Origin of the sequence: Sphingobium sp. BYY-5 (assembly GCF_022758885.1) — a bacterium.
Taxonomy (GTDB): domain Bacteria; phylum Pseudomonadota; class Alphaproteobacteria; order Sphingomonadales; family Sphingomonadaceae; genus Sphingobium.
The window spans coordinates 106,968-128,547 of sequence record NZ_JALEBH010000002.1 but is presented as its reverse complement, the minus strand read 5'-3'; the positions used below and the strand labels follow the sequence as shown (position 1 = coordinate 128,547).

The 21,580-nt window shown below is 61.5% G+C and carries 19 protein-coding genes; 13 read left to right on the top strand and 6 right to left on the bottom strand.

Going from position 1 to position 21,580, the window contains the following annotated elements:
* The first annotated feature begins 60 nt into the window (after window positions 1–60).
* Window positions 61–636 (top strand): NAD(P)H-dependent oxidoreductase, encoded by a 576-nt coding sequence (locus tag MOK15_RS16920; RefSeq protein ID WP_242932892.1) that lies wholly within the window; start codon window positions 61–63, stop codon window positions 634–636.
* A gap of 69 nt (window positions 637–705) precedes the next feature.
* Here the strand turns inward: MOK15_RS16920 and MOK15_RS16915 are convergent, their stop codons facing one another.
* Both MOK15_RS16915 and MOK15_RS16910 read right to left on the bottom strand, forming a co-directional pair.
* Window positions 706–1,125 carry an acyl-CoA thioesterase gene (locus MOK15_RS16915; protein WP_242932891.1) on the bottom strand — a complete coding sequence of 140 codons (420 nt, stop codon included), beginning with the start codon at window positions 1,123–1,125 and terminating at the stop codon, window positions 706–708.
* Window positions 1,122–1,793 (bottom strand): glutathione S-transferase N-terminal domain-containing protein, encoded by a 672-nt coding sequence (locus MOK15_RS16910; protein WP_242932890.1) that lies wholly within the window; start codon window positions 1,791–1,793, stop codon window positions 1,122–1,124. Before MOK15_RS16910 ends, MOK15_RS16915 begins: the two co-directional genes overlap by 4 nt.
* Before the next feature lie 229 nt (window positions 1,794–2,022).
* On the opposite strand from MOK15_RS16910, the gene MOK15_RS16905 reads away from it, so the two are divergent.
* From MOK15_RS16905 to MOK15_RS16890, 4 genes are read left to right on the top strand one after another with little or no spacing between them, the layout of a single operon-like run.
* Entirely contained in the window at window positions 2,023–2,775 is a 753-nt protein-coding gene (locus MOK15_RS16905) for a glutathione S-transferase family protein (RefSeq protein WP_242932889.1), read from the top strand.
* A gap of 3 nt (window positions 2,776–2,778) precedes the next feature.
* Window positions 2,779–3,600 (top strand): glutathione S-transferase family protein, encoded by an 822-nt coding sequence (locus MOK15_RS16900; protein ID WP_242932888.1) that lies wholly within the window; start codon window positions 2,779–2,781, stop codon window positions 3,598–3,600.
* Between the two features lie 10 nt (window positions 3,601–3,610).
* Window positions 3,611–5,047 (top strand): aldehyde dehydrogenase family protein, encoded by a 1,437-nt coding sequence (locus MOK15_RS16895; protein WP_242932887.1) that lies wholly within the window; start codon window positions 3,611–3,613, stop codon window positions 5,045–5,047.
* On the top strand, window positions 5,047–5,961 hold the full coding sequence (locus MOK15_RS16890) for a CmcJ/NvfI family oxidoreductase (protein WP_242932886.1): 915 nt from the start codon (window positions 5,047–5,049) through the stop codon (window positions 5,959–5,961). The genes MOK15_RS16895 and MOK15_RS16890 overlap by 1 nt, the downstream gene beginning before the upstream one ends.
* A 43-nt stretch (window positions 5,962–6,004) precedes the next feature.
* Here MOK15_RS16890 and MOK15_RS16885 read toward each other — a convergent pair whose 3' ends face one another.
* Window positions 6,005–6,904: a LysR family transcriptional regulator ArgP gene (locus MOK15_RS16885; RefSeq protein ID WP_242932885.1), complete on the bottom strand. Its 900-nt coding sequence runs from the start codon at window positions 6,902–6,904 to the stop codon at window positions 6,005–6,007.
* Between the two features lie 111 nt (window positions 6,905–7,015).
* Between MOK15_RS16885 and MOK15_RS16880 the strand changes: the two genes are divergently transcribed.
* Complete coding sequence (locus MOK15_RS16880) at window positions 7,016–7,597, top strand: LysE/ArgO family amino acid transporter (protein ID WP_242932884.1); 582 nt, start codon at window positions 7,016–7,018, stop codon at window positions 7,595–7,597.
* A 92-nt stretch (window positions 7,598–7,689) separates the two neighbouring features.
* Here the strand turns inward: MOK15_RS16880 and MOK15_RS16875 are convergent, their stop codons facing one another.
* The gene (locus MOK15_RS16875) at window positions 7,690–8,277 is read right to left on the bottom strand and encodes a TetR/AcrR family transcriptional regulator (RefSeq protein WP_242932883.1); all 588 of its coding nucleotides are present in this window, start codon (window positions 8,275–8,277) and stop codon (window positions 7,690–7,692) included.
* A 108-nt stretch (window positions 8,278–8,385) separates the two neighbouring features.
* Here MOK15_RS16875 and MOK15_RS16870 point away from each other — a divergent pair, with 108 nt between their 5' ends.
* Window positions 8,386–9,138 carry an NIPSNAP family protein gene (locus MOK15_RS16870; protein WP_242932882.1) on the top strand — a complete coding sequence of 251 codons (753 nt, stop codon included), beginning with the start codon at window positions 8,386–8,388 and terminating at the stop codon, window positions 9,136–9,138.
* 88 nt (window positions 9,139–9,226) lie between these two features.
* Here the strand turns inward: MOK15_RS16870 and MOK15_RS16865 are convergent, their stop codons facing one another.
* Entirely contained in the window at window positions 9,227–9,913 is a 687-nt protein-coding gene (locus MOK15_RS16865; protein WP_242933769.1) for an SDR family oxidoreductase, read from the bottom strand.
* A 276-nt stretch (window positions 9,914–10,189) separates the two neighbouring features.
* Window positions 10,190–12,844, bottom strand: a complete 2,655-nt coding sequence (locus tag MOK15_RS21930; protein ID WP_278254314.1) for a TonB-dependent receptor — start codon at window positions 12,842–12,844, stop codon at window positions 10,190–10,192.
* Window positions 12,845–13,179: 335 nt separating this feature from the next.
* Between MOK15_RS21930 and MOK15_RS16845 the strand changes: the two genes are divergently transcribed.
* The 6 genes from MOK15_RS16845 (at window position 13,180) to MOK15_RS16820 (ending at window position 21,487) form a co-directional block, all read left to right on the top strand.
* On the top strand, window positions 13,180–16,584 hold the full coding sequence (locus MOK15_RS16845) for a glycosyl hydrolase (RefSeq protein WP_242932881.1): 3,405 nt from the start codon (window positions 13,180–13,182) through the stop codon (window positions 16,582–16,584).
* Between the two features lie 121 nt (window positions 16,585–16,705).
* On the top strand, window positions 16,706–17,569 hold the full coding sequence (locus MOK15_RS16840) for a 2-dehydro-3-deoxygalactonokinase (protein WP_242932880.1): 864 nt from the start codon (window positions 16,706–16,708) through the stop codon (window positions 17,567–17,569).
* Entirely contained in the window at window positions 17,569–18,201 is a 633-nt protein-coding gene (locus MOK15_RS16835) for a 2-dehydro-3-deoxy-6-phosphogalactonate aldolase (protein WP_242932879.1), read from the top strand. The genes MOK15_RS16840 and MOK15_RS16835 overlap by 1 nt, the downstream gene beginning before the upstream one ends.
* 136 nt (window positions 18,202–18,337) lie before the next feature.
* Window positions 18,338–19,432 (top strand): endonuclease/exonuclease/phosphatase family protein, encoded by a 1,095-nt coding sequence (locus MOK15_RS16830; protein ID WP_242932878.1) that lies wholly within the window; start codon window positions 18,338–18,340, stop codon window positions 19,430–19,432.
* Window positions 19,429–20,592 carry a hypothetical protein gene (locus tag MOK15_RS16825; protein ID WP_242932877.1) on the top strand — a complete coding sequence of 388 codons (1,164 nt, stop codon included), beginning with the start codon at window positions 19,429–19,431 and terminating at the stop codon, window positions 20,590–20,592. Before MOK15_RS16830 ends, MOK15_RS16825 begins: the two co-directional genes overlap by 4 nt.
* A 118-nt stretch (window positions 20,593–20,710) precedes the next feature.
* Entirely contained in the window at window positions 20,711–21,487 is a 777-nt protein-coding gene (locus tag MOK15_RS16820) for a hypothetical protein (RefSeq protein ID WP_242933767.1), read from the top strand.
* Window positions 21,488–21,580: the final 93 nt, after the last annotated feature.

Here is a 21,580-nt window from a genome sequence, read left to right as displayed (position 1 = left end):
GGCCAACCAGCGACGGCTTCATAGCTAGATGGGGCCTTCAACTGATGAGGATAAGCCCCCGTGAAACTTCTGCATATCGATTCCAGCATCCAGGGCGACGGTTCCGCCAGTCGCGACCTGTCTGGCGCCGTCGTCCGGCATATCGTCGCACTCGATCCCGCCATCGACATCGCCTATCGCGATCTTGCCGTCGCTCCCCTGCCCCATGTCGACCTCGCCCGGCTCGCCAGCGCCGAAGGTGCGGCGGTTCTCGACGAATTTCTGGCGGCGGACGTGATCGTCATCGGGGCGCCCATGTATAATTTCGCCATGCCCAGCCAGCTCAAGGCCTGGTTCGACCATATAATGGTGGCAGACAAGACCTTCCACTATGCGGACGGCAATCCGCGAGGCCTCGTCGGCGGCAAACATGTGATCGTAGCCCATACGCGCGGCGGGCTTTATGGCAAGGACAGCCCCATGGCCGGGATAGAGCATACCGAAAGCCATATCCGGGCGCTGCTGGGGTTCATCGGCATCACCGATCCGCATTTCATTTTGGCGGAAGGGCTGGCTTTCGGCCCGGATCAGCGCAACGCGGCAATCCGCAGTGCCCTGGACGCCGTAACGGGCCTCAACATTCGCCTGGCCGCATGAAGTCAGGGCCGGTTTCCAATGGACCGGCCCTTCCCCCCTTTCTCTCGAAACAAGCCAAGCGAGCGGAAGTCAGGTAAAAAGTCTCCGCACCGAATCCGGCACCCGTTCCGCCCGCAACCCTCCCGGCCGGCTCGCGTCCGGCACGGTCCACACCCGCTTCTCGGTGCATTCGACGCACAGTTTCCCCTCCAGCGACAGACGATGCGCCACCGTAAAGCTACTATTGCCGAAGACCGGCGCATCCGCCTCCACCAGCACATCGTCGCCATAAGCCGTGGGGACGAAGAACCGCGCCGATACATCGACCATCGGAAATCCGGCAAAGGGCATGGTTGCCATCATTTCGCGCTTCTTCGGCAGGCCCGCACGTTCGAACAGCAACATCGTGCTTTCGCCGAAAATATCGAAGTAACGCGGCGCATGGACGATGCCGGCGGGGTCGCAATGCCCCCATTCGATGCGGACGATCCGTTGTAGAAAGGCGCTCACGCAAGAATATTCTTTCCCTGTTGGGTGGTCTTTTCCACCATTTCCTCAGCACTTGGCGGCGTGGGAACAAGAAGCCCGCGCTGCACCGCGGGCCGCGCTGAAATCCTTTCGAACCAGCGCTGAAGGTTGGGGAAACCGCTCATATCGACACCCGCCCAGTCATGCCCCCGTACCCAGGGGAAGCAGGCGATATCGGCGATCGAATAATCGCCGACCAGATAGTCATGCGCCTCCAAACGCTGGTCCATCACCCCGAACAGGCGTTGGCTTTCGCGCACATAGCGGTCGATCACCGATGGCAGTTTTTCGTCGAAATAGCGGTTGAAGACCGTCGCCTGCCCCATCATCGGCCCCAAGCCCGACATCTGCCACATCACCCATTGGATGACGCGACTGCGGTCCTTCGGATCGGCCGGGATGAAGCGGCCGAACTTCTCGGCCAGATAAAGCAGGATCGCGCCGGATTCGAAGATGGCGAAATCTTCCGCATCATGGTCCACCAGCGTCGGGATGCGCCCATTGGGGTTCAATGCGACATACCAATCCTGTTTCTGCACCCGGTCGGCCAGCGAGATCGGCGTCACCTTGTAGGGCACGCCCAGTTCTTCCAGCAGGATCGAAACCTTCCACCCGTTGGGCGTCTCCGACGTCAGCAGTTCCAGCATCATCCTCTCCCGCGGGGCGAAAAGCGCCCTCTTCTCAGCCTTCTCCAAAGCAAAGCCCCGACGCCGCCGCAAGACGGGTGGCGGCACTATCATTGACAGTGACAGGTTAAGCGACCCGCGCAACGGGTAGCAGGAGTGATAGTATCAACAGACGACTTGCGGCCCGCCGGATCGCCCGGCACCACCGCAGACAAAGGCGCACAGACGCCGCAACGAAAGGTGAGGATAGCGTATGTTGACGCTCTACAGCTTCGGTCCGGCTGCCAATTCATTGAAACCCCTGCTGGCGCTCTATGAGAAGGGCCTGGAATTCACCCCCCGCTTCGTCGATCCGACCCGGTTCGAACATCATGAGGACTGGTTCAAGGCGATCAATCCGCGCGGCCAGGTGCCCGCACTGGATCATGACGGCCATGTCATTACCGAATCGACGGTGATCTGCGAATATCTGGAGGATGCCTTCCCTGACGCACCGCGCCTGCGCCCGACCGACCCGGTACAGATCGCCGAAATGCGCGTCTGGACCAAATGGGTGGACGAATATTTCTGCTGGTGCGTCTCCACCATCGGCTGGGAACGGATGATCGGCCCCATGGCGCGCAAACTGTCGGACGAAGAGTTCGAAGAGAAGCTGAAACATATCCCCATTCCCGAACAGCAGGCCAAATGGCGCAGCGCGCGCGCGGGCTTCCCCAAGGCGGTGCTGGACGAGGAAATGCGCAAGATCCGCGTGTCGATCGACCACCTCGAAAAGCGGCTGGCGCAAAGCCCCTGGCTGGCGGGGGAAGACTATACGCTGGCCGACATCTGCAATTTCGCGATCGCGAACGGAATGCAGTTCGGATATGCCGACATCGTCAATCGCGAGGTGACGCCGCATCTGGTCGCCTGGATCGATCGGATCAATGCCCGCCCCGCCACGCAGGCGATGTTCGCCAAATCCCGGACCGAGATGCCGCCCCGCCCGGCCGCGACGGCGGCCTGACGCATGAGCTGGCAAGACGAACCGCCCGCAGGCCAATTGCGGATGTACCATATTCCCGGCTGCCCTTTTTCCGAACGGATCGAGCTGCTGCTCGACCTCAAGGGGCTGCATGGCATCATGGCGGACCATGAGATCGACATATCGCAGCCGCGCCCCGACTGGCTGCTCGCCAAGACGCGCGGCACGACGGCGCTGCCCGCGCTGGAACTGGAAAATGGCGAGACGCTGAAGGAAAGCATGGTCATCATGCGTTACTTCGAGGATCGTTTTCCCGATCCGCCAGTGGCGCGGCAAGACCCCTATGAACATGCGGTCGAAGCGATGCTGTGCGCGACCGACGGCCAGTTCACGGGTGCGGGATACCGCATGATCCTGAACCGCGACCCGGCCAAACGTGACGAGCATAAGGCCGAAGTCGACGCCCAATATACGCGGCTCGACGAGTTTCTACGCCATTATGCACCGGACGGCGATTATCTGTTCGACCGGTTCGGCTGGGCCGAGGTCGCCTACACACCGATGTTCAAGCGGCTCTGGTTCCTCGACTATTATGAGGCCTATCAGATCCCGCAGCATCTGACCCGGCTGCTGCGCTGGCGCGACGCCTGCCTGTCGCATCCGGTGGCACAGCGCCACCACGGCCATCGTGAGCTGATGACACTCTATTATGACTATAGCCAGGGCGGCGGCAACGGCCACTTGCCCGAAGGGCGCAGCATCTCCAGCTTCACGCTTGACCCGCCCTGGGACAGCCGCCCCCTGCCGCCACGCGACAAATGGGGGACGCCTGCCACCGACGCCGACCTAGGCCTCCTCCCCGCATAAGGACATATCCATGCCCAACACGCTTCAGCATTATATCGGCGGCCAATGGGTCGACAGCCAGGGCGGTCGCACCATTGCCGTCATCAACCCCGCCACCGACCGGACCGCCGCCGACCTGATCCTGGGGAGCGCCGCCGATGTCGACGCGGCGGTGAAGGCCGCTCGCATTGCCTTCGAAACTTTCTCCCAGACCAGCCGGGAAGAACGCATCGCCCTGCTCGAACGGATCATCGGCGAATATCAGAAGCGCGTCCCCGACATCGCCCGCGCCATCGCCACCGAAATGGGTTGCCCCATCTCGATCGCCCAGACCGCGCAGGCGGGATCGGGCCTCGGTCATCTGGGCCAGGCGCTGGCGGCGCTCAAAAATTACGAATTCAGCGAGAAGATCGGCGCCAACCGCGTCGTGCGCGAACCGATGGGCGTGGTCGCGCTCATCACGCCTTGGAACTGGCCGATGAACCAGATCGTCGCGAAGGTCGGCCCGGCGCTCGCGGCGGGCTGCACCATGATCCTGAAACCCTCGGAGGAAGCGCCAAGCTGCGCCGCCATCTTTGCCGAAGTGATGGACGCGGCCGGCGTGCCGGCCGGCGTCTTCAACCTGGTGCAGGGCGATGGCGAGGGGGTCGGCACCGCGCTCGCCAAACATCCCGACATCGACATGGTCAGCTTCACCGGTTCCACCCGCGCGGGCATCATGGTGGCGAAAAACGCCGCCGATACGGTCAAGCGCGTCACGCAGGAACTGGGCGGCAAGTCGCCCAACATCATCCTGGAAGGCACGCCCCTCGACGTGGCGCTGCCCGGTGGCGTCGGCGGCGTATTGCTCAACAGCGGCCAGAGCTGCGTCGCGCCGACCAGGATGCTGGTTCATCGTTCGCAGCATAACGAGGCCGCGCAAAAGGTCGGCGCGCTGTTCGCCGCCAAGAAGGTCGGCGACCCGCAGGCCGAGGGCGACCATATCGGCCCGGTCGTCAGCCAGCGCCAGTGGGATCGCATCCAGGGCCTGATCCAGACCGGGATCGACGAAGGCGCCACCCTTGTGACGGGCGGCACCGGACGCCCCGAAGGACTGAACGAAGGCAGCTATGTGCGCCCCACGGTCTTCGCCAATGTCACGCCCGACATGACCATCGCGAAGGAGGAGATTTTCGGCCCCGTCCTCGTCCTCATGCCCTATGACGATGATGAGGACGCCATTCGCATCGCCAACGACACGCCTTATGGTCTGGGCGCCTATGTGGCGGGAGATCCGGCTCGCGCCGCCAAGTTCGTCAGTCGGCTTCGGGCCGGCGCGGTCTTCGTCAATGCAGGCGGCCTCGCCTTCGACATGCCCTTTGGCGGCTATAAGCAGTCGGGCAATGGCCGCGAATTCGGCAGGTTCGGGCTGGAGGAGTTTCTGGAGGTCAAGTCGGTCATCGGCGCCCTGCCCGAAGAGGTCGCCTGATGGCCACCCTGCCGAAAGCCGATGACGAGATAGAGGACAGCGCGCGGCAGGCGCCCGCGCTGATCCGTTATCTGGACGAAGGCGATTTCGTGACCCGCCGCTATGTGTCCCAGGGCGTGGAGATCAACACCGGTACCTATGGCGACCATCGCACGGTCGTTCGCGATGCTATGCCGATCCGCGACCATTTCCGCTTCGACACGCACGGCTTCATGCTGGGCAAGCACCACAGCGCGATTGCCGATTTCTTCGACAAGGAAGAGGTCGACCGCCTCTATTTGCGTGAATGCGAAGAGGCGATCCGCGCTCTTACCGGCGCGACCCGCGTGTCGGCGGGCGGCTGGATGATCCGCACCTCCGCCGACCTGACCGCCCGCGCGCAACAGAAGGTCGAAAATTATCGCCACGAAGGTGGCATCCAGCCGCCGGCGGGCGAAGCGCATGTCGACTATAATGAAATCACCGGCCGCAGGGCCGCAGAACGCGCCTATGCCGCCGCCTTCCCCGATGGTCCCGGTTATAGACGCTATGTCTGCGTCAGTTTCTGGCGGACATTTTCATCCGGCCCGCAGGACTGGCCGCTGGCCGTGTGCGACGGCCGCACCGTGTCGGACGAGGAAGCGACATCCAACACGCTGTTCGTGGTGGACGAGCTGCCGACCGGCGACGCGCTCACCGCCCCGGTGGCAGGCGAGGACCAGATGATCGCCGCCTCCATCTTTCGCTACCGCCCGCGCCATCGCTGGTGGTATTTCTCCAACATGGCGGCCGACGACGTGCTGTTGTTCAAATTCCAGGACAGCGACCATGGAGTCACCTGGCGCTGTCCCCACACCGCCTTCCACGACACCAGCCTGCCGGACACCAAGATCCGCTCCAGCATCGAAGTGCGCGCGGTGGCGTTTTTCGAATAGTCGCGACCATTGTACCCCGTTCATCATCGGCCCACACGGTATTTTATACTGCCGCGGCTTGAAGATGTCGTTGGGCGGCCTTTTTCACGGCATCGGTCATGACATGCAATGCCTGCGCGTGGAGGCGGGACACCGTCCAGAATAATGGGACTTTTATGGAATGCTCCGGGGCTAGTTCGATTAAAGTGCCCGCATCGATATGCGGTTTCGCCAAAGTTTCTGGCTGGAGGCCCCAGGCAAGACCGGCGCAGGCGAGGTCAAGAAAAGCCTGTGTCGAAGGAATCCAATGCGTGGGCGCATTCAATTCCACGCCCCAGCTTGCCTTTGCCCATCGTCCCTGGAGCTCATCCTTCCGGTTGAACTGCATCACGGGCGCCGTCGCCAAGCTGTTCCCGTCGATCCCGGTTGGAAAATGGCGTTCGACAAAGGCCGGACTGGCGCAAGCGACATAGCCGAGGGCGCCCAGCGCGATGGTTTTGCTCCCCGCAACAGGCGTTGGATCGGATGTGACCACAGCCAGCACGTCGCCCGTTCGCAGCCGATCCGCCGTGTGACCTTCATCTTCCAGTGTCAATTCCACCAACATGCCCGTCTTTTGCGCGAAGTCCGTCATTGCGTGCGGAAACCATGTGGCAAGACTGTCCGCATTGACGGCTATGCTGAGAGACGGACGCAATCCATGCGGGGTTACGCCGGCAGGGATCGTCGTCAGATCAGCTTCAAGCAGCCGGACCTTGTCGAAATGCGCGCATAGCTCCCGACCTTGTTTGGTGGCCGTGCATGGTTGCCCGCGGATGACGAGAGCGATCCCCAGTCGCTCTTCATATCCCCTGACTCGCTGCGAAACGGCAGACGGCGTAATCCCCATGACCTGGGCGGCCTTCTCGAAGCTGCCCTCGCGAACCACGGCTGCAATGGCCGCTAGAGAGGGATAGTCGAGCATGATGAAGCATTGCTTCATCTGGATTAGAAGAACAAGTTATACTTAATCGACCAGACCGGCGACATATGTCGCATGACCAACGCATTTGCACCCTTTCTCTCCGGCTTCCTGTTGTCCGCCGCGCTGATCATGGCGATCGGAGCGCAGAATCTCTTCGTGCTCCGGCAGGGCCTCAAACGCGAGCATGTCGGCCCGGTGGTCCTGTTTTGCGGCAGCGCGGATGCGCTGTTGATAGCCGCCGGCGTTGCCGGGGTCGGCGCTTTCCTGTCGGCAATCCCGCAGTTAACCATTTTTCTGACAATCGGCGGGGCCGCCTTCCTGGGATGCTATGGTGTCAAAGCCCTGCGACGCATGGCTTCGCCGGACGCCATGACAGTGGCGTCGAATGGCGACATCAGCCTGGGCAGCGCGATTGCCGCGACGGCCGGGTTCACCTTTCTCAACCCCCATGTCTATCTGGATACCGTCCTGCTGATGGGCGCCGCAGGATCAGCTCAGCCCGCCGCCCTGCGTCCTTTCTTCGTCGCAGGCGCTGCTGCCGCCAGTTTTACCTGGTTCGCAGCGCTCGGCTATGGTGCCCGCCTGCTGGTACCATTATTTGCTCGTCCGATGGCCTGGCGCGTGCTGGACGCCATTGTCGGCATCACCATGCTGTCCCTTGCGGCGTCACTGCTGATGCACGCCCTTGCCTGAAGGATCGCGCCATCCAGCCGCCAGTTCATGGCCTTTGTCGCAATCAACTTGACGCTCGATATGGCTGCCGCAATTTCCGGCACACCCTCGCATCAGACAAGAGGCGCTGCGCGATATTTCAGTGCCAGAAGCGCCGCGAGTTCCGTCTGGGACTCGATGAGCGCCCGAACATCCTGACGTGCCTTTGCCATCGCCATCGCGCCGGAATAGGTGGCGATAACCAGTGTCGCAAGACGACCTGGGTCGATATTGCCCGCGCGTCCCGACGTCAGGTCCGCCTGAAATTTTGCAGACAATGCATCGTGCCAGGCGGCGAAGATTTCGCCGAGAGCAACGCGCATTTCCGGATCGTGGGCAGAGACTTCCATCGCCATGTTGTTGAGCGGACAGCCGGAAACCGCGCCCTTGTCCGCCAGTTCGCTGATGATATTCTCGAAAATCAGATCGATGGCGGCAGGTGCGTCGGCACATATGTCCAGCGGCTCAATCCATGCCTGCCGAACGGCATGGCTCACGCGATCGCGGATGACCGCCAGTCCCAGCTCGCGTTTTGCCGGGAAATGATGCGCCATCGCACCGCCGGACACCGAAGCCTTTTCGCGGATCTCCAGCATCCCGGTTGCGACATAGCCCTGCCTGACGAATGCATCATAGGCGGTGTCGACGATCCGGCGACGCACGCCCAAGGGGTCATTGGTTCTTCTGTTTCCGATCATGCGGCTCCCATGCAGCTTGGGTCATAATAGGTTCTTGACAAAACAGGTCAATCATCCTGTGTTAAAAACAGGATGATTGACCTGTTAGGAAAAAACATGGAACCCCACTTGATATTCGAACTCCGCCGCTACCGGCTGCGCCCCGGAGGCCGGGAACCATTGATCCGCCTGTTCGACAGGGAATTTGTCGAACCGCAGGAAGCCCTGGCTATGCGCGTCGAGGGCGAATTTCGTGACCTTGAAGATCCCGATGCGTTCGTCTGGGTGCGCTCCTTCCGGGACATGGAGGCGCGGACGGAAGCGCTCCAATCCTTTTATTCGGGACCAGTCTGGGGAAAATATGGGTCGGATGCAAATGCAACCATGCTCAACTCTGACAATGTACTGCTGCTGAAATCGGCAAGCACCATCCAGCCCTTTTCCCGCAATCTTCGCAGAGAACAGGAGATGCAGCGGCCCGAAGCGGGAGGCATCGTGATCGCGAATAGCTGCTCACTGGCGCCCGGGAAAGCAGATGATTTCGCGCGTTATTTTCTCGACCGCACGCTCCCGGTCATTCAGGAGGCCGGCGCACGGGTTGATGCCACCTTCGTCACGGAGCCAAGCGCGAACGGTTTTCGCAGGCTCCCGGTTCGTGAGGGGGAGACTGTTTTCGTTTGGTTCGAATGCCATCAGGACGAGGCAAGCGTGTCGCGCTATCAGGAACAATTGCGTCAAAACACCGATTGGACGGACGAAATCCATCCGCACATGGACGGCCTGTGCTGGCGTAAAATCGAGGTGGCATATTTGACCCCGACGTCACGATCCCTTTGCGCCTGGTGATTTGAACAGGATGAAGCGGCGTTTCAACCGAATCGCCGCATCGCCTGCCAACCAATCCTCTCGCAAGGATGTCCAAATATTGGCGGCCTCAAAACAGGCCGCCATTCGCATCGATAACGGCGCCGGTAAGGTAACTTGCCTTCGGGGACAGGAGGAACGCTATCACATTGGCGATTTCGGCCGGTTCGGCAAAACGCTTCATCGGTGTGCGTTGCATGTAGAGAGTGCGCCCCGGTTCGGAAATCCGATCGGCCATTGGTCCCTCAATCACCCCGGGCGCAACGGCATTCACCCTTATGCCGTTGCCTGCTAGCTGCCGCCCGAGACCGCGTGTCATCTGGATGAGGGCTGCCTTGGAGGCGGCATAAACGATGTCATAACCGGGTTCTCGGCCCGCAACCGACGCTACATTGACGATAGCCGCCGGGATTGCCTTGGCAATAGCCTGCTTGGCGAACAAGGTGGACAGCAATAACGGCGCGCGCAGGTTGACGTTCAGCGTTTCGCTTGCCTCGTCATCTGTGATGTCATCCCATCCCTTGCCAAGGAAAACGCCCGCATTATTCACGAGCCCATGGAGTTCGGGATAGCTGTGTGAAATGGCCTTGAAACCGTCGCGGATCGCGTCCCGATCTGACAGATCGATTAGAAGCGTTTCGCAAGCTGGACTGCGCTTCAGATCGATACCGATGACGTTCCATCCGTTATTTTGCAGCTCCTCGGCAATGGATATGCCAAGCGCGCCAGCCGCACCCGTCAGAACGATATTTTTCACTTCAGCCAACGTCTATTCCCACTGCTGGAGGGCCGGTCACCTTCCGAATCTTCACCCGTCGCTAAAAGCCCGAATTGCGAATCGATTCTACGCCCGACTTTTACTCCATTGCAAAATAAGGATTTTTGTAATGGATCAAGTGTCCCTCATGTGCAGCAAGATCGATCTGGGCGAAGTAGGCGATCAGCGTGAAGCGGAACTTGAGAGAGAGAGCGCCATGGGCGCAATCTTCTGAAACATCATGGAGCGGCGCATGGCGCCGCCCCATGATTGAGGTCAGAATTTCTTGCGCAAGCCGATCTGGACAACCCGGCCCAGCGGCGATGCGACGGAGGAATCATAGCCATATCGTCCATTGCCCGCATCGTAGAAATAGGGCGGATCTTTGTCGAAGAGGTTGGAGACGTCCAACGTTAGCTGCGTATCGTGCAAGACACCGGTGAGCGGCAATGTCCAGCCCACATGCATATCGACCGTCGTGAACGGCTTGATCCGGCTATTGTCGATCTCGTTCCGATAATGGTTGATATAGTTGACGAACAGCGCCGCATCGACGGGACCGCTCGACCAGCTGAGATGGCCGCGCATCTTCAGATTCACGGCATAGTTCGTGTTCAGGCGGCTGATGACAGCCGTATCGCCATTGATGACCTGATCGAATTTCCACAGCCATGTGCCGGCGACCCCGACATCGAACCGGCCGATGGATTCCTGGAAGCCGTAGGACAGATCGAAATCGATGCCGTCGATCTTCTGGCGGGCGAAATTCTGGCGTCGCAGATCGTAGATGGCGGTCGGCAAGGCGGTCACATCCGGATAGGAAAGGCCATCATGCCGCATCCCTGCCGTTGCCGCGAGAACCTGCGCCGCCGACGGGCTATAGACGCGGTATGCGTCATAGATCGGATTGTTCGGCTGCGTCACGACGTCGAATCCGGGGAAGGTGATGACGTTCTTATAGTCGATATTGAAGTAGCTTACGCTCAGTCTGGCTCCCGGCAGGAAGTCCGGTTTGAACTCGCCACCCAGCGACCATGTCGTGGCCGTTTCGGGCTTCAGCTTGTTACCGCCCGCGAGGATGATCGAATAGGCTGAGGAACCGGCGCCAGTGAAGTCGGCGAACCGGATCACGCGGGTGTCGATCGCCGTCCCTGCGTCTGCAAGGCTGGGCGCGTGGAAGGAGGTGCCGTAGCTGCCGTGCAGATTGAGACCGTGAAGAGGTGTCCAGTTGACGCCAAATTTCGGATTGGTGGTGCCTCCGACATCGTTATAATGGTCGTAGCGGCCCGAAACCGAGATATCCAACTTCTCAAGACCCGGACGGGCGTTTGCGGATCCGAAAACCGGAATGAACAATTCGCCGTAGAAGGAATAGCTGCTGCGCTTGCCGAGCGATTCATTCTGCACCGGAGTACCTTCCGGCCCGACGCTGACGGTCGAATAGAAGCGCTGACGCTGAAGATCGGTGCCGACCGCGGCCTTGACCGCGCCGCCAGGCAAGTCGAACAGGGAGCCATCGGCCTTGAACAGCGCCTGCTTGACCGTCTGCTCACCGAAATAATGGGTGCGATAGTCACCGACCTGCGACACCAGCGCAGGATCATTCGCAGCCCCTACACCATAGGGATTATATTCACCGCTGCTCACCAGCGTGGTCAGCAGAGCCTGATTGATCCCCGGCTGCCAAATCTTGTCACGCTCGCGGCCATAGTTGAGATCGATCGACCCCTTCCAATCCGCAAACAGGTTCGCGTCCAGTCCGGCGCTTGTCGACCAGGTTTCGGTGCGAATCCGATTCCGCACGGTTTCGCCCAGGTCGCCTGAAGGATTGTAGGTCACCGCATGAAAGCCCGCCGGCACGCCCATGCCGACGACAGCGTCATAGAATGGACCGCTATCGACCGTAACGCTGAGGCCGCCGCTCGACACGTTGTTGCCGGAAATGGCCTGGAGCGAATCCACACTGCGCCGCGAGTAGATGGTGCGAGCCCGAAGGGTGAAATTATCGCCAATATCCTGACGCAGCGAGATCAGCCCCTGATGCCGGTGCTGAGCGGGGAACAGGTCATTCGCCTTGTTAACATCGCACTGGTTGGTCGCACCGGCCGTCGCACCAGTGGACGACAACGCATAGTTCGTGCCACCGACCGTAACATTGGCCGGGTTGCAAAGCGTCGACAGGCTATTCGTTTTCCAATAATCGCGTTCGCGACCGTTTACCGCTGTGTTTTCGGAATATTCATAGTCGAAAAGAATGGAACCGGTATCCCAACGTTTTCCCGCTAGAATGCTGGCATTATACGTTCTGTAGCCATCACCGAAACCGACCTTTGCGTTGGTTTCGACACCGTTCACATCCTTGCGCAGAATGAAGTTGATAACGCCGGCGATGGCATCCGAACCATAGGTAGACGAAGCGCCATCCGCCACCACCTCGATCCGTTCGATCGCTGATGGCGGAATCGCGCTAGGGTCTGGCGCTGTCTGGTTGATGCCGGCGCCTGGCAGGCGCAATCCATCGACAAGGACCAGCGTCAAGCCGCCACCGCCATTGCCCACCCCGATCCCGTGAATGGCAGGCTGGTCGACGATGTTCGCGCTGTTGCCGCCCGTGTTGCCGCCGGTCGCGCCAAAGCTGCCCAGTTGCGGAACCGAACGAAGCAGTTCGGTGGTTGTCGATGCGCCGGTGGAAACGATATCCGCCTGGGAAACCGTCGTAAGGGCTGACCCCGTGGGGGCGACGCCGCGAATGTTACTGCCGGTAACGATGATATCCGCCGTGGCGTTGCTGGCGCCCTCCCCATCCTGGTCGGCGGTTTGTGCAACGCTTCCGGCATCCGTGTTGGGGGACGTCGCTTGCGCCAGCAACGGTTGTGCGGACGACAGAGCTGATCCCGTCAACAACAATGCAAAGACATGAATTTTTTTCATTGATTTCCTCCCTCTGGCATCGTGTCGCATCGACGACACGGCACCGCGCCGCAGTTACTGCGAACGGCTTCGATATTTTCAAGATTGTCAGATTCAATGCGCTTCGCGCGCCATTTCAGTCAGTAGACATGGCCCAACATTCCTCTCCCGTCTCGATCGAGACTCGTCGCAATTCTGCTGACGTGGAAAGGGCATCTACGTCCAAATGACAGCGTTGACAAGTGTATTTTCAAATAATACGATAACGTCTCAATATATGAGATATGCATCACGAAGAGCTTATCCATGCCGATTTTACGGGCATCAGGCCGCTTGAGCATCGTTAAGGAGAGGCTATGATAACGAACACGCACCGCGGACTTTTGAAGGCGGCGTTCCTCGCGACCTCGCTGCTTTTCGCTGCTCCGTTGCTTGCCGCAGACGACAAGACTGTGGCCGACCCTCTCCTCGGCGGATTCGAAACGCCGCCGGACAGCGCCAGGCCGCGCGTCTGGTGGCACTGGCTCAGCGGCAATATCGACAAGGTTGGCATCCGTGCCGATCTGGAATGGATGAAGAGTATCGGTATCGCCGGCGCGCAAATGTTCGATGGCGATATGGGCGCACCGCAAATCGTTCCCCATCGCATCAAGGCGCTGACGCCGGAGTGGTTGGATCATCTTCAATATGCGGCATCCGAAGCAGACAGGCTCGGTCTTGAATTCGCCATGGCCGCCGCGCCGGGCTGGAGCGAAACCGGTGGGCCCTGGGTACAGCCCGAGGCTGGAATGAAAAAGATCGTCTGGTCGGAACTGCGCGTCGCGGGCGGGCATGGCAAGATCGGCAAACTGCCGGCTCCGCCATCTGTCGCCGGTCCGTTTCTCGACATGCAGAAGAAGGATCATCAGGGAAAGCCGGTCGATGTCGTCAAAGGCTATTATCGGGATGTAGCCGTCATCGCTTATCGCGCACCCAAAGGGGATGTGTCGCTGGCGGACCTCAAACCGACATTGAGTTCCGCTCAGGCCGGCCTGGATCTAGCCGCGCTTGTAGACGGCAGGCTGGACGCAGGCATTACGCTTGCAAACCCAAGCCTTCAGTCGCCCGCCTGGATACAATATGCGTTTGCCAAACCGGCCACGATGCGCGCGCTGACTATGGTCGGCCCCCTTGGCGGCCGCTTTGCCGATGGCCCCGTCGGCCGGATCGAAGCGAGCGACGATGGCGTGCGCTGGAACTCGATCCGGACGCTAACCGGCGCTGCGCACAACCCGGCACCCGAACGTACTTTCGCCTTCGCCGCGACCACCGCCAAATTCTTCCGCGTGATCTTCGAGAAGCCGGAGGTGTCGCGCGAACCCTATCCCCATCCGGATGGCATTCATCTGAGCGAGCTGTCGTTCGTTCCGGGTTCTCGGGTCGACCTTTTCGAGGACAAGGCTGGCTTTGGCGTCCTGCCCGATGCCGATATCCCCAAGACGCCGCCGCAGGATATGGAGGCGGTGATCGCCAAAGGCGGCGTCATTGATCTGACCCGTCATCTACGCCCCGACGGCAGCCTCGACTGGGTGCCGCCCAAGGGAGATTGGGTGATCCTCCGCATGGGCTATTCCCCCACCGGCGAGATTAATCATCCCGCCACGCCCGAAGCGACGGGACCGGAAGCGGACAAGCTGAACGCTGCGCATGTTCAGGCGCATCTCGACGCCTATATGGCGCCGGTCCTGAAGCAGCTTGGGCCACTCAGCGGGTCGCGCGGCCTGCGCTACATCATCACGGATAGTTGGGAAGCAGGCGTCCAGAACTGGACCGAGGCAATGCCCCAGGAATTTGCGAAACGGCGCGGATATGACCTGATGCCGTGGTTGCCCGTTCTTGCCGGCCATATCGTCGGCAGCGCGGAGCAGAGCGATGCTTTCCTGTGGGATTTCAGGCGGACCCTGGCCGACCTTCTGGCCGAAAACCATTATGGCACGATCACGCGCTTCGCCAAACAGCATGGCCTTGGTTATTATGGCGAAGCTGTCGGTGCGGCGATGCCGACCATAGCCGATGGCATGTTGGCCAAGAGCTACACCGACATTCCGATGGGGGAATTCTGGGCGATGCCCTTTGGTGGCAAGCCCGCGGCCTATCAGGGCGTGCGCGCCGACGAGTTTCCGGCGGACATCATCGAAACCGCTTCCACAGCGCATGTCTATGGCAAACCGCTCGTCGCGGCGGAATCGCTGACATCCTCCCAGCCGCAATGGACCGCCACGCCATGGGCGCTCAAGTGGGTCGCGGACAAATATATGGCGATGGGCGTCAACCGATTGGTGATCCATACATCTCCCCATCAACCCGGAAACGACCATCAGCCCGGACTGACACTCGGTCCGTTCGGCCAGGCCTTCACCCGCAATGAGACATGGGCGGGCATGGCGAAGCCCTGGATCGATTATCTTTCGCGAAGCTCCTTCCTGCTGCAACAGGGCAAGCCGGTCGCGGACATCCTCTATTTCACGGGTGAAGGAGCCACCAGCGGCGTTCCCTATCGGGATGCGAAGACGCCAGCCAATCCCAAAGGCTATGGTTTCGACTATGCGAATGTCGATGCGATGCTTCGGCTTGCGTCCGTTGAGGACAAGCGCATTCGCTTTCCCAGCGGCGCCAGCTATCGCATCTTCATATTGCCTGACGGCTTGCAACGCATGACGCTTCCCCTGGTGCAAAAATTGCGGACGCTCGTTTCGGAAGGCGCCGTCATTGTCGGACCGAAGCCGATCGGCTCGCCCAGCCTTGCTTCAGATGATGCGGCCGTAAGAGCTGTGGCCGATCAGCTATGGGGAGCAACGGACGGCAAGATACTGACCCGCAACGACTTCGGTAAAGGCAGCGTCTTTTGGGGATATTCGCCCGAAGCCGTGCTCGAAGAACTCAAATTGGGCCGCGATTTCGACTTTGCCAGTGACCAGATCGGCATGGATCTCCAGTTCGCTCATCGCAAGGTCGATGATGGCGACATTTATTTCGTTACCAACCAGAGTGCGGAAAAGGGGCCGGTGACGCTGCGTTTGCGGGTTACGGGCAAGGTGCCTGAAATCTGGCATGCCGACACCGGCACGACAGAGGCCGTCAGTTACAATATTCATGATGGTGCTACTGATGTGTCCCTGGACCTTGCCCCCTATGAAGCCGCCTTTGTCGTGCTGCGAACCCCTGCGACGAAAGGCGAGCATCAGGTAACGCCACTTGTCAAAAAGCGTCTCGCCGACATTTCCGGCGGATGGGCACTGTCATTTCCCGCTGAACATGGCGGCCCAGCGTCTCTGAATTTGGAACGCCTTTCGTCATGGACCGAGAGCGTTGACCCGTCCGTACGCTATTATTCCGGTGTGGGAACATATCGCAAGACCATCACCATATCCTCGGACTGGCGCAAAGGAGGACAACGCCTGCAACTCGATTTGGGCGAGGTAGCCGATCTTGCCGAGGTTCGCGTCAACGGCCGCGTTGCGGGGATTGCCTGGAAGCCCCCCTATGGCGTCGATATATCGGACTTTGTTCGACCGGGCCGAAACGAGCTGGAAATCGAGGTTGCCAACGTCTGGCGCAATCGTCTGGTAGGCGATCAGCAACCCGGCGCAAAACCTGTCGCCTTTACCAGCCAACCGGCCGGTGGTGGTTTTTCGGCACTTGGCGGCATAATCGACAAGGATACTCCGTTGCTGCCGTCGGGATTATTGGGGCCGGTACTGCTATATGGGGTTGCCAGATAGGCCGAACCTGAGCGCGGGATAGCCGCGACCACCGCATCCCGATCGTCACGATCCCCGAAAGGAGGAAGAGCTATTCCGACGGCATTGCCTTTGCCGCCGCCCCGATATAGTCAGACAATATATGAGCCAACATAGTTTCATCGCCGTCGATTGGGGCACCACCAATCGCCGTGCCTATCGTATCGAAAATGGCGTCGTCGTCGAAACCGAGCGGGATTCGCTCGGTGTGACGGCCGTGCCGCCTGGCGGTTTTGTCGACGAAGTGGCGCGACTCCGCGATCGCCATGGCGGCGGCCCGGTGGTGCTGGCCGGTATGGTCGGCTCCAACCGCGGCTGGGTGGATGCGGGCTATGTCCCGACCCCGGCGACCCTGGATGCGCTCGCGGCCGCCGTCGTTCGGCCAATGGACGATGTGCTCATCATCCCCGGCGTTCGCCACGTCGCAGACGGCCGCGGCGATGTGATGCGCGGCGAGGAAGTGCAGCTTCTCGGCGCGCTCGCCGCCGGCCTCGCACCCGCCGACGCCCTGCTCTGCCAGCCAGGCACCCATTGCAAATGGGCCTGGATGAAGGACGGAGCCTTGTCCGCCTTCGTCACCGCCATGACCGGTGAGATGTTCGCGCTGCTCAAGGCACATGCCCTGATTGGCCAGGAAATGACCGGTGAGGTCACGCCCGGCAACGCCTTTGCAGAGGGCGTGCGGGAAGGCGCGCGCGGCGACCTGCTCGCCTCGCTTTTCGGGGTACGCCCGGCCAGCCTGCTCGGCCTGCGCGACCGTGAAGACGCGGCCTCCTTCGTCAGCGGCCTGCTGATCGGCGCCGATTGCGCTGCCCACGCCGGCGCGGGCGAAGTCCATCTGCTCGCTGATCCGGCGCTGGGCGCGCTCTATGGCCAGGCCATCACCGAATTGGGCGGCACACCGCTGTTGATCGACAGTCACGCGGCCTTCATCGCCGGCGTGAACCGCCTTTGGGAGTATCTGTGATGAGTCTCGATTTCGCTACCGCCTTTGCCCGCTGTCCGCTGGTCGCGATCCTGCGCGGCGTCCGCCCGGACGAGGTGGAAGCGATCGGCGACGCACTGGTCGCGGCCGGCTTCACCCTGATCGAAGTGCCGATGAACTCGCCCGACCCGCTGGACAGTATCGGCAGGCTGGCGCGCCGTTTCGCGGGACAGGCGTTGGTCGGCGCCGGCACGGTTCTGACCGTCGATCAGGTCGCGCAGGTGCAAGGCGTGGGCGGTCAACTCGTCATCTCGCCCAACAGCGACCTGTCCGTCATCGCGGCAACGGCGAAGGCCGGTATGATCTCCATGCCCGGCTATTTCACCCCGACCGAAGGTTTCGCCGCGGTCCAGGCGGGCGCCGCCGCGCTCAAGCTCTTCCCCGCCGAAGCCGCCACCCCTGCCGTGCTCAAGGCGCAGCGGGCCGTCTTCCCGAAGCATCTGCCGATTCTAGTCGTGGGCGGAGTCAATCCCGGCAATATGGGGCCTTGGGTACAGGCCGGCGCGAATGGCTTCGGCCTGGGTTCCGCTCTCTACAAACCCGGCACCACCGCACAACAGGTCGGCGAAGCCGCCAGCGCCTTCATAAGCGGTTGGAAAGATTTACAGGACTGAATAGCGCCTCCGCTATCATGACAAGTGGGCGTCTTTTTCGTGAAGCACGCCGACTTTGAACTTTAACACCCCTGCCGCTTTACTTTCGCGATCATGACTCAATGCCGAGCTAAACGCAGCGGCGGGGGTCTTGATTATGCAGAAGCCTTTACGCGCGCTCCTGTTCGCGAGCTTAACGGTGATAGCGGCAACCGGTCCGACCGGTAGCCGTCGCATCGCTTATGCCGCTCTTGATGGGCTGAACGCAGTCGCGCCAGCCGACGGCCGCCTGTCGGTGATGACCTATAATGTGCAGGGCCTGCCGTGGCCGGTCGCCTGGGACCGGCAGGAAGCGCTGGCCCGGATCGGCAACCGGCTAGCCGCCCAACGCCAGTCCGGACAACAGCCGCATATCGTCCTGTTGCAGGAAGCCTTCACGCCGGAAGCCGCCGCCATCGCCCGCCGCGCCGGCTACCCCTATGTCGCCACCGGACCGGATACGTCCGCGATCAGCACTCTGCCCGCCACGGCAGGCGATCGCGCCTATCTCACCTCCGCCCGCTGGGATCGGGGTGAGGGGCTGGGCAAGCGTGTTGGCAGCGGCCTCATGATCCTGTCCGACTATCCGATCGTCGGGCAGGCGCGCATGGCCTTTCCCGCCTTTGCCTGCGCCGGTTTCGACTGCCTCGCCAACAAGGGCGTGCTGGTCGCCCATCTTGCGGTGCCGGGCTTCGCCACGCCGGTCAGCATCGTCAACACCCATCTCAACGCGCGCAAGGCGGCGGGCGTCCCGATCGCCCGATCGCAGCGCGCCTTCGCACGGCAAGTGAGCCTGCTCGCCGATTTCGTGCGGGCGCAAGTTCCCCAGGGACACACGCTGATCCTGGGCGGCGACATGAATATCGGCGGCGATCCCGCCCGAAACGCCGCCTTCTTCGGGCAATGGACGCGAACAGGGCAGACATTCGTCACCCCAGCCCTTGGCGGCCTCCGGCGCGCCATCGCCCTGCCCGGCCAGATCGACCGCGCGGACCTCAACGCTTCGTCCGATCGCGCCAAGGATTGGCTGTTCGCCCGCGATGCAGGCGGCCGGGCCATGACGGTGGTCCAAGCGACCGTCCCCTTCGGTCGGGAAAGAGAGGGCGCGCCGCTCTCGGACCATTATGGCTATGCCCTGACCTATGCTCCAACCGGTCAACCGATCGAAACCGGAGTCCGGCTGGCGGCGCTCGCTGGAAAGGCCCGACTGTGACGCGCTTTCTGGCTGGCCTGGCCCTGCTGCCTTCCCTCTGCCCAGCGGCACAGGCGCAGATCCATTCGATCGACCAGACTGCAAGATTTACATTGAAACCGGCATTCCGTCTGTCGCTGCCGGGCGCGGCGCCTGCATCGCCCCCCCGTCCGGAACAGATCACCCTGAGAGAAGCGCGCCCGACCCGCGCCGAAACCGCGATCCTCTTCAGCGTGGCGCGCCGAACCATGCAGTTTTCGCAGCAACGCGAAAGCGGCACCCGCGCCACTGCCTCGCTCGCCGCCCATCTTTCGCGCACCCACGTCCGTACGATCCGAGTCGAAGGAATGATGCCGGTCGACGAGCATAGCAGTCTGTTGTTCGGCTGGTCCGGCGCTAAATATAGCAATCGCAACGCCAATGTGACCGCCGCCTATAGTAACGCCAATCTGCGCGCAAAGGATTGGTTCCAGCCGCACGCCGCGCTGCATTGGGCGGCCTGGCGCGGCCTGCTGCTGCGCGCCGCCTATGACGAAAACCTGCTCGCTTATGCCGATATTGGCATGAGCGGCCCGCTCGGTCTGACGCGCGAAGATTTTCGGCGGTTCCAGAGCGGACTGCATCCCGAACGGCATCGTCGCGTAAGATTTGACGCCGACTGGACCACGACGCCCGACTTGCGCCTCTCGCTCACGCTCTATGGCGGTCGGCTGGAAGACCGGCTGACCTTCGCGGAAGGGAGCGCCCTGCCGATCAATCGCGGATCGGCCGACCTTCAGGGGGGAGCGATAACCGCCACGCACAGGGTGACGCCGGCGCTCGGCTGGTCTTTGCGCTACAGTCATGCCCGCGTGGATCGGCTGGACGGCGGCTCGGCGCAGGAAAGGCAACTGGCGGTCGAAGGCATCTGGGAAACCGGCCCCTGGCGCGCCAGCCTGCGCGCCGCACGGACCAGCAGGCCAGCGCTACTGCTGCCGGGCGACCAACACGAACGTCCGGTCCGTCTTTCGGCCGCGATCAGTTGCCAGCCTCCTGCCGTGCCAAACCTGACCCTGGGCCTGCGCCTCGCCGATCCCGATCGGCTGGCGAGCAGCGCCTTTACCACACCCGCCGCGCCGCTCGGCCTGCGAGCGCAGGACCAGGCGCGCGTTCTGCTCTTCTCCACCAACCTCGTCTGGTAACTGCCATTTTTCTGTAGCCTTCGCCGCCTATCGCGCCCAGATTCATGATGGGAGCAACACTATGACGGGTCGCCTGGTTTCCATCCTTGCCATCGGAACTGGCCTCAGCCTGTCCGCCATGGCCGCTGCGCAGGACGGCGCCGATGCGCCTTCGCCCCCGCCCGCACCCGTTTCGATCCGGCTGGCCGCACCCGAAGCCAATCAGGGCGTCGCCTCCGACGGCACCCATGTCTATGCAATCGACAATGACCGGATCGGCAAATATCGCATCGCCGACGGAAAACGCATCGCCGCCTGGCAGGGTGAGCGCCGCCTCTTTCCGCACATGAACAGTTGTACCGTGGCGGGACGCGAACTGGTCTGCGCGGCGTCCAACTATCCCGCCGTGCCGCAAACCAGCGCGGTCGAGATATTCGACACGGGAACGCTCCGCCATCTGCGCACCGTCAGCCTGGGCCTTGGCCCCGGATCATTGACCGTGATGGATCGTCATGCCGGCAAATGGTGGGCCGTCTTCGCCAATTATACGGGCAAGGGCGGCGAACCGGGCCGCGACTATCGCTACACATTGCTGGTGCGGATGGACGACCAGTTCCGGCAGGAGGCCGCCTGGACCTTCCCGCCTGCCGTGCTTGCCCGCTTCGCTCCGAAAAGCTGTTCGGGCCTTAGCTGGAGCAATGATGGACGGCTTTACGTCACCGGCCATGACCGGCCGGAAATCTACGAACTGGCGCTGCCCGACGCCGGATCGACGCTGGAACTGCGTCGGACGATCGGGTTCGCGTCGGCCGGACAGGCGATCGATTGGGACCCGGTCAAGCCCGGCCGTCTCTGGTCGATCGATCGCGCGGGCAAGGAGATGATAGCCAGCGAAATAGACACCAACCGACCGTGACGACATAAACGGGATATATTTCTGCATCAAAGCTGAATTGACGCTAATGCGATTGACTCGCATTACGATATTCCTCTAACCGGCGCGCAAGTC

What these genes read in the sequence shown, in the direction of transcription:
- MOK15_RS16895 (WP_242932887.1), top strand. Translation starts at nt 3,611, where the DNA reads ATGCCCAACACGCTTCAGCATTATATCGGCGGCCAATGGGTCGACAGC.
- MOK15_RS16885 (WP_242932885.1), bottom strand. Translation starts at nt 6,904, where the DNA reads ATGCTCGACTATCCCTCTCTAGCGGCCATTGCAGCCGTGGTTCGCGAG.
- MOK15_RS21930 (WP_278254314.1), bottom strand. Translation starts at nt 12,844, where the DNA reads ATGAAAAAAATTCATGTCTTTGCATTGTTGTTGACGGGATCAGCTCTG.
- MOK15_RS16870 (WP_242932882.1), top strand. Translation starts at nt 8,386, where the DNA reads ATGATTGACCTGTTAGGAAAAAACATGGAACCCCACTTGATATTCGAA.
- MOK15_RS16900 (WP_242932888.1), top strand. Translation starts at nt 2,779, where the DNA reads ATGAGCTGGCAAGACGAACCGCCCGCAGGCCAATTGCGGATGTACCAT.
- MOK15_RS16910 (WP_242932890.1), bottom strand. Translation starts at nt 1,793, where the DNA reads ATGATGCTGGAACTGCTGACGTCGGAGACGCCCAACGGGTGGAAGGTT.
- MOK15_RS16830 (WP_242932878.1), top strand. Translation starts at nt 18,338, where the DNA reads ATGCAGAAGCCTTTACGCGCGCTCCTGTTCGCGAGCTTAACGGTGATA.
- MOK15_RS16835 (WP_242932879.1), top strand. Translation starts at nt 17,569, where the DNA reads ATGAGTCTCGATTTCGCTACCGCCTTTGCCCGCTGTCCGCTGGTCGCG.
- MOK15_RS16845 (WP_242932881.1), top strand. Translation starts at nt 13,180, where the DNA reads ATGATAACGAACACGCACCGCGGACTTTTGAAGGCGGCGTTCCTCGCG.
- MOK15_RS16820 (WP_242933767.1), top strand. Translation starts at nt 20,711, where the DNA reads ATGGCCGCTGCGCAGGACGGCGCCGATGCGCCTTCGCCCCCGCCCGCA.
- MOK15_RS16905 (WP_242932889.1), top strand. Translation starts at nt 2,023, where the DNA reads ATGTTGACGCTCTACAGCTTCGGTCCGGCTGCCAATTCATTGAAACCC.
- MOK15_RS16840 (WP_242932880.1), top strand. Translation starts at nt 16,706, where the DNA reads ATGAGCCAACATAGTTTCATCGCCGTCGATTGGGGCACCACCAATCGC.
- MOK15_RS16890 (WP_242932886.1), top strand. Translation starts at nt 5,047, where the DNA reads ATGGCCACCCTGCCGAAAGCCGATGACGAGATAGAGGACAGCGCGCGG.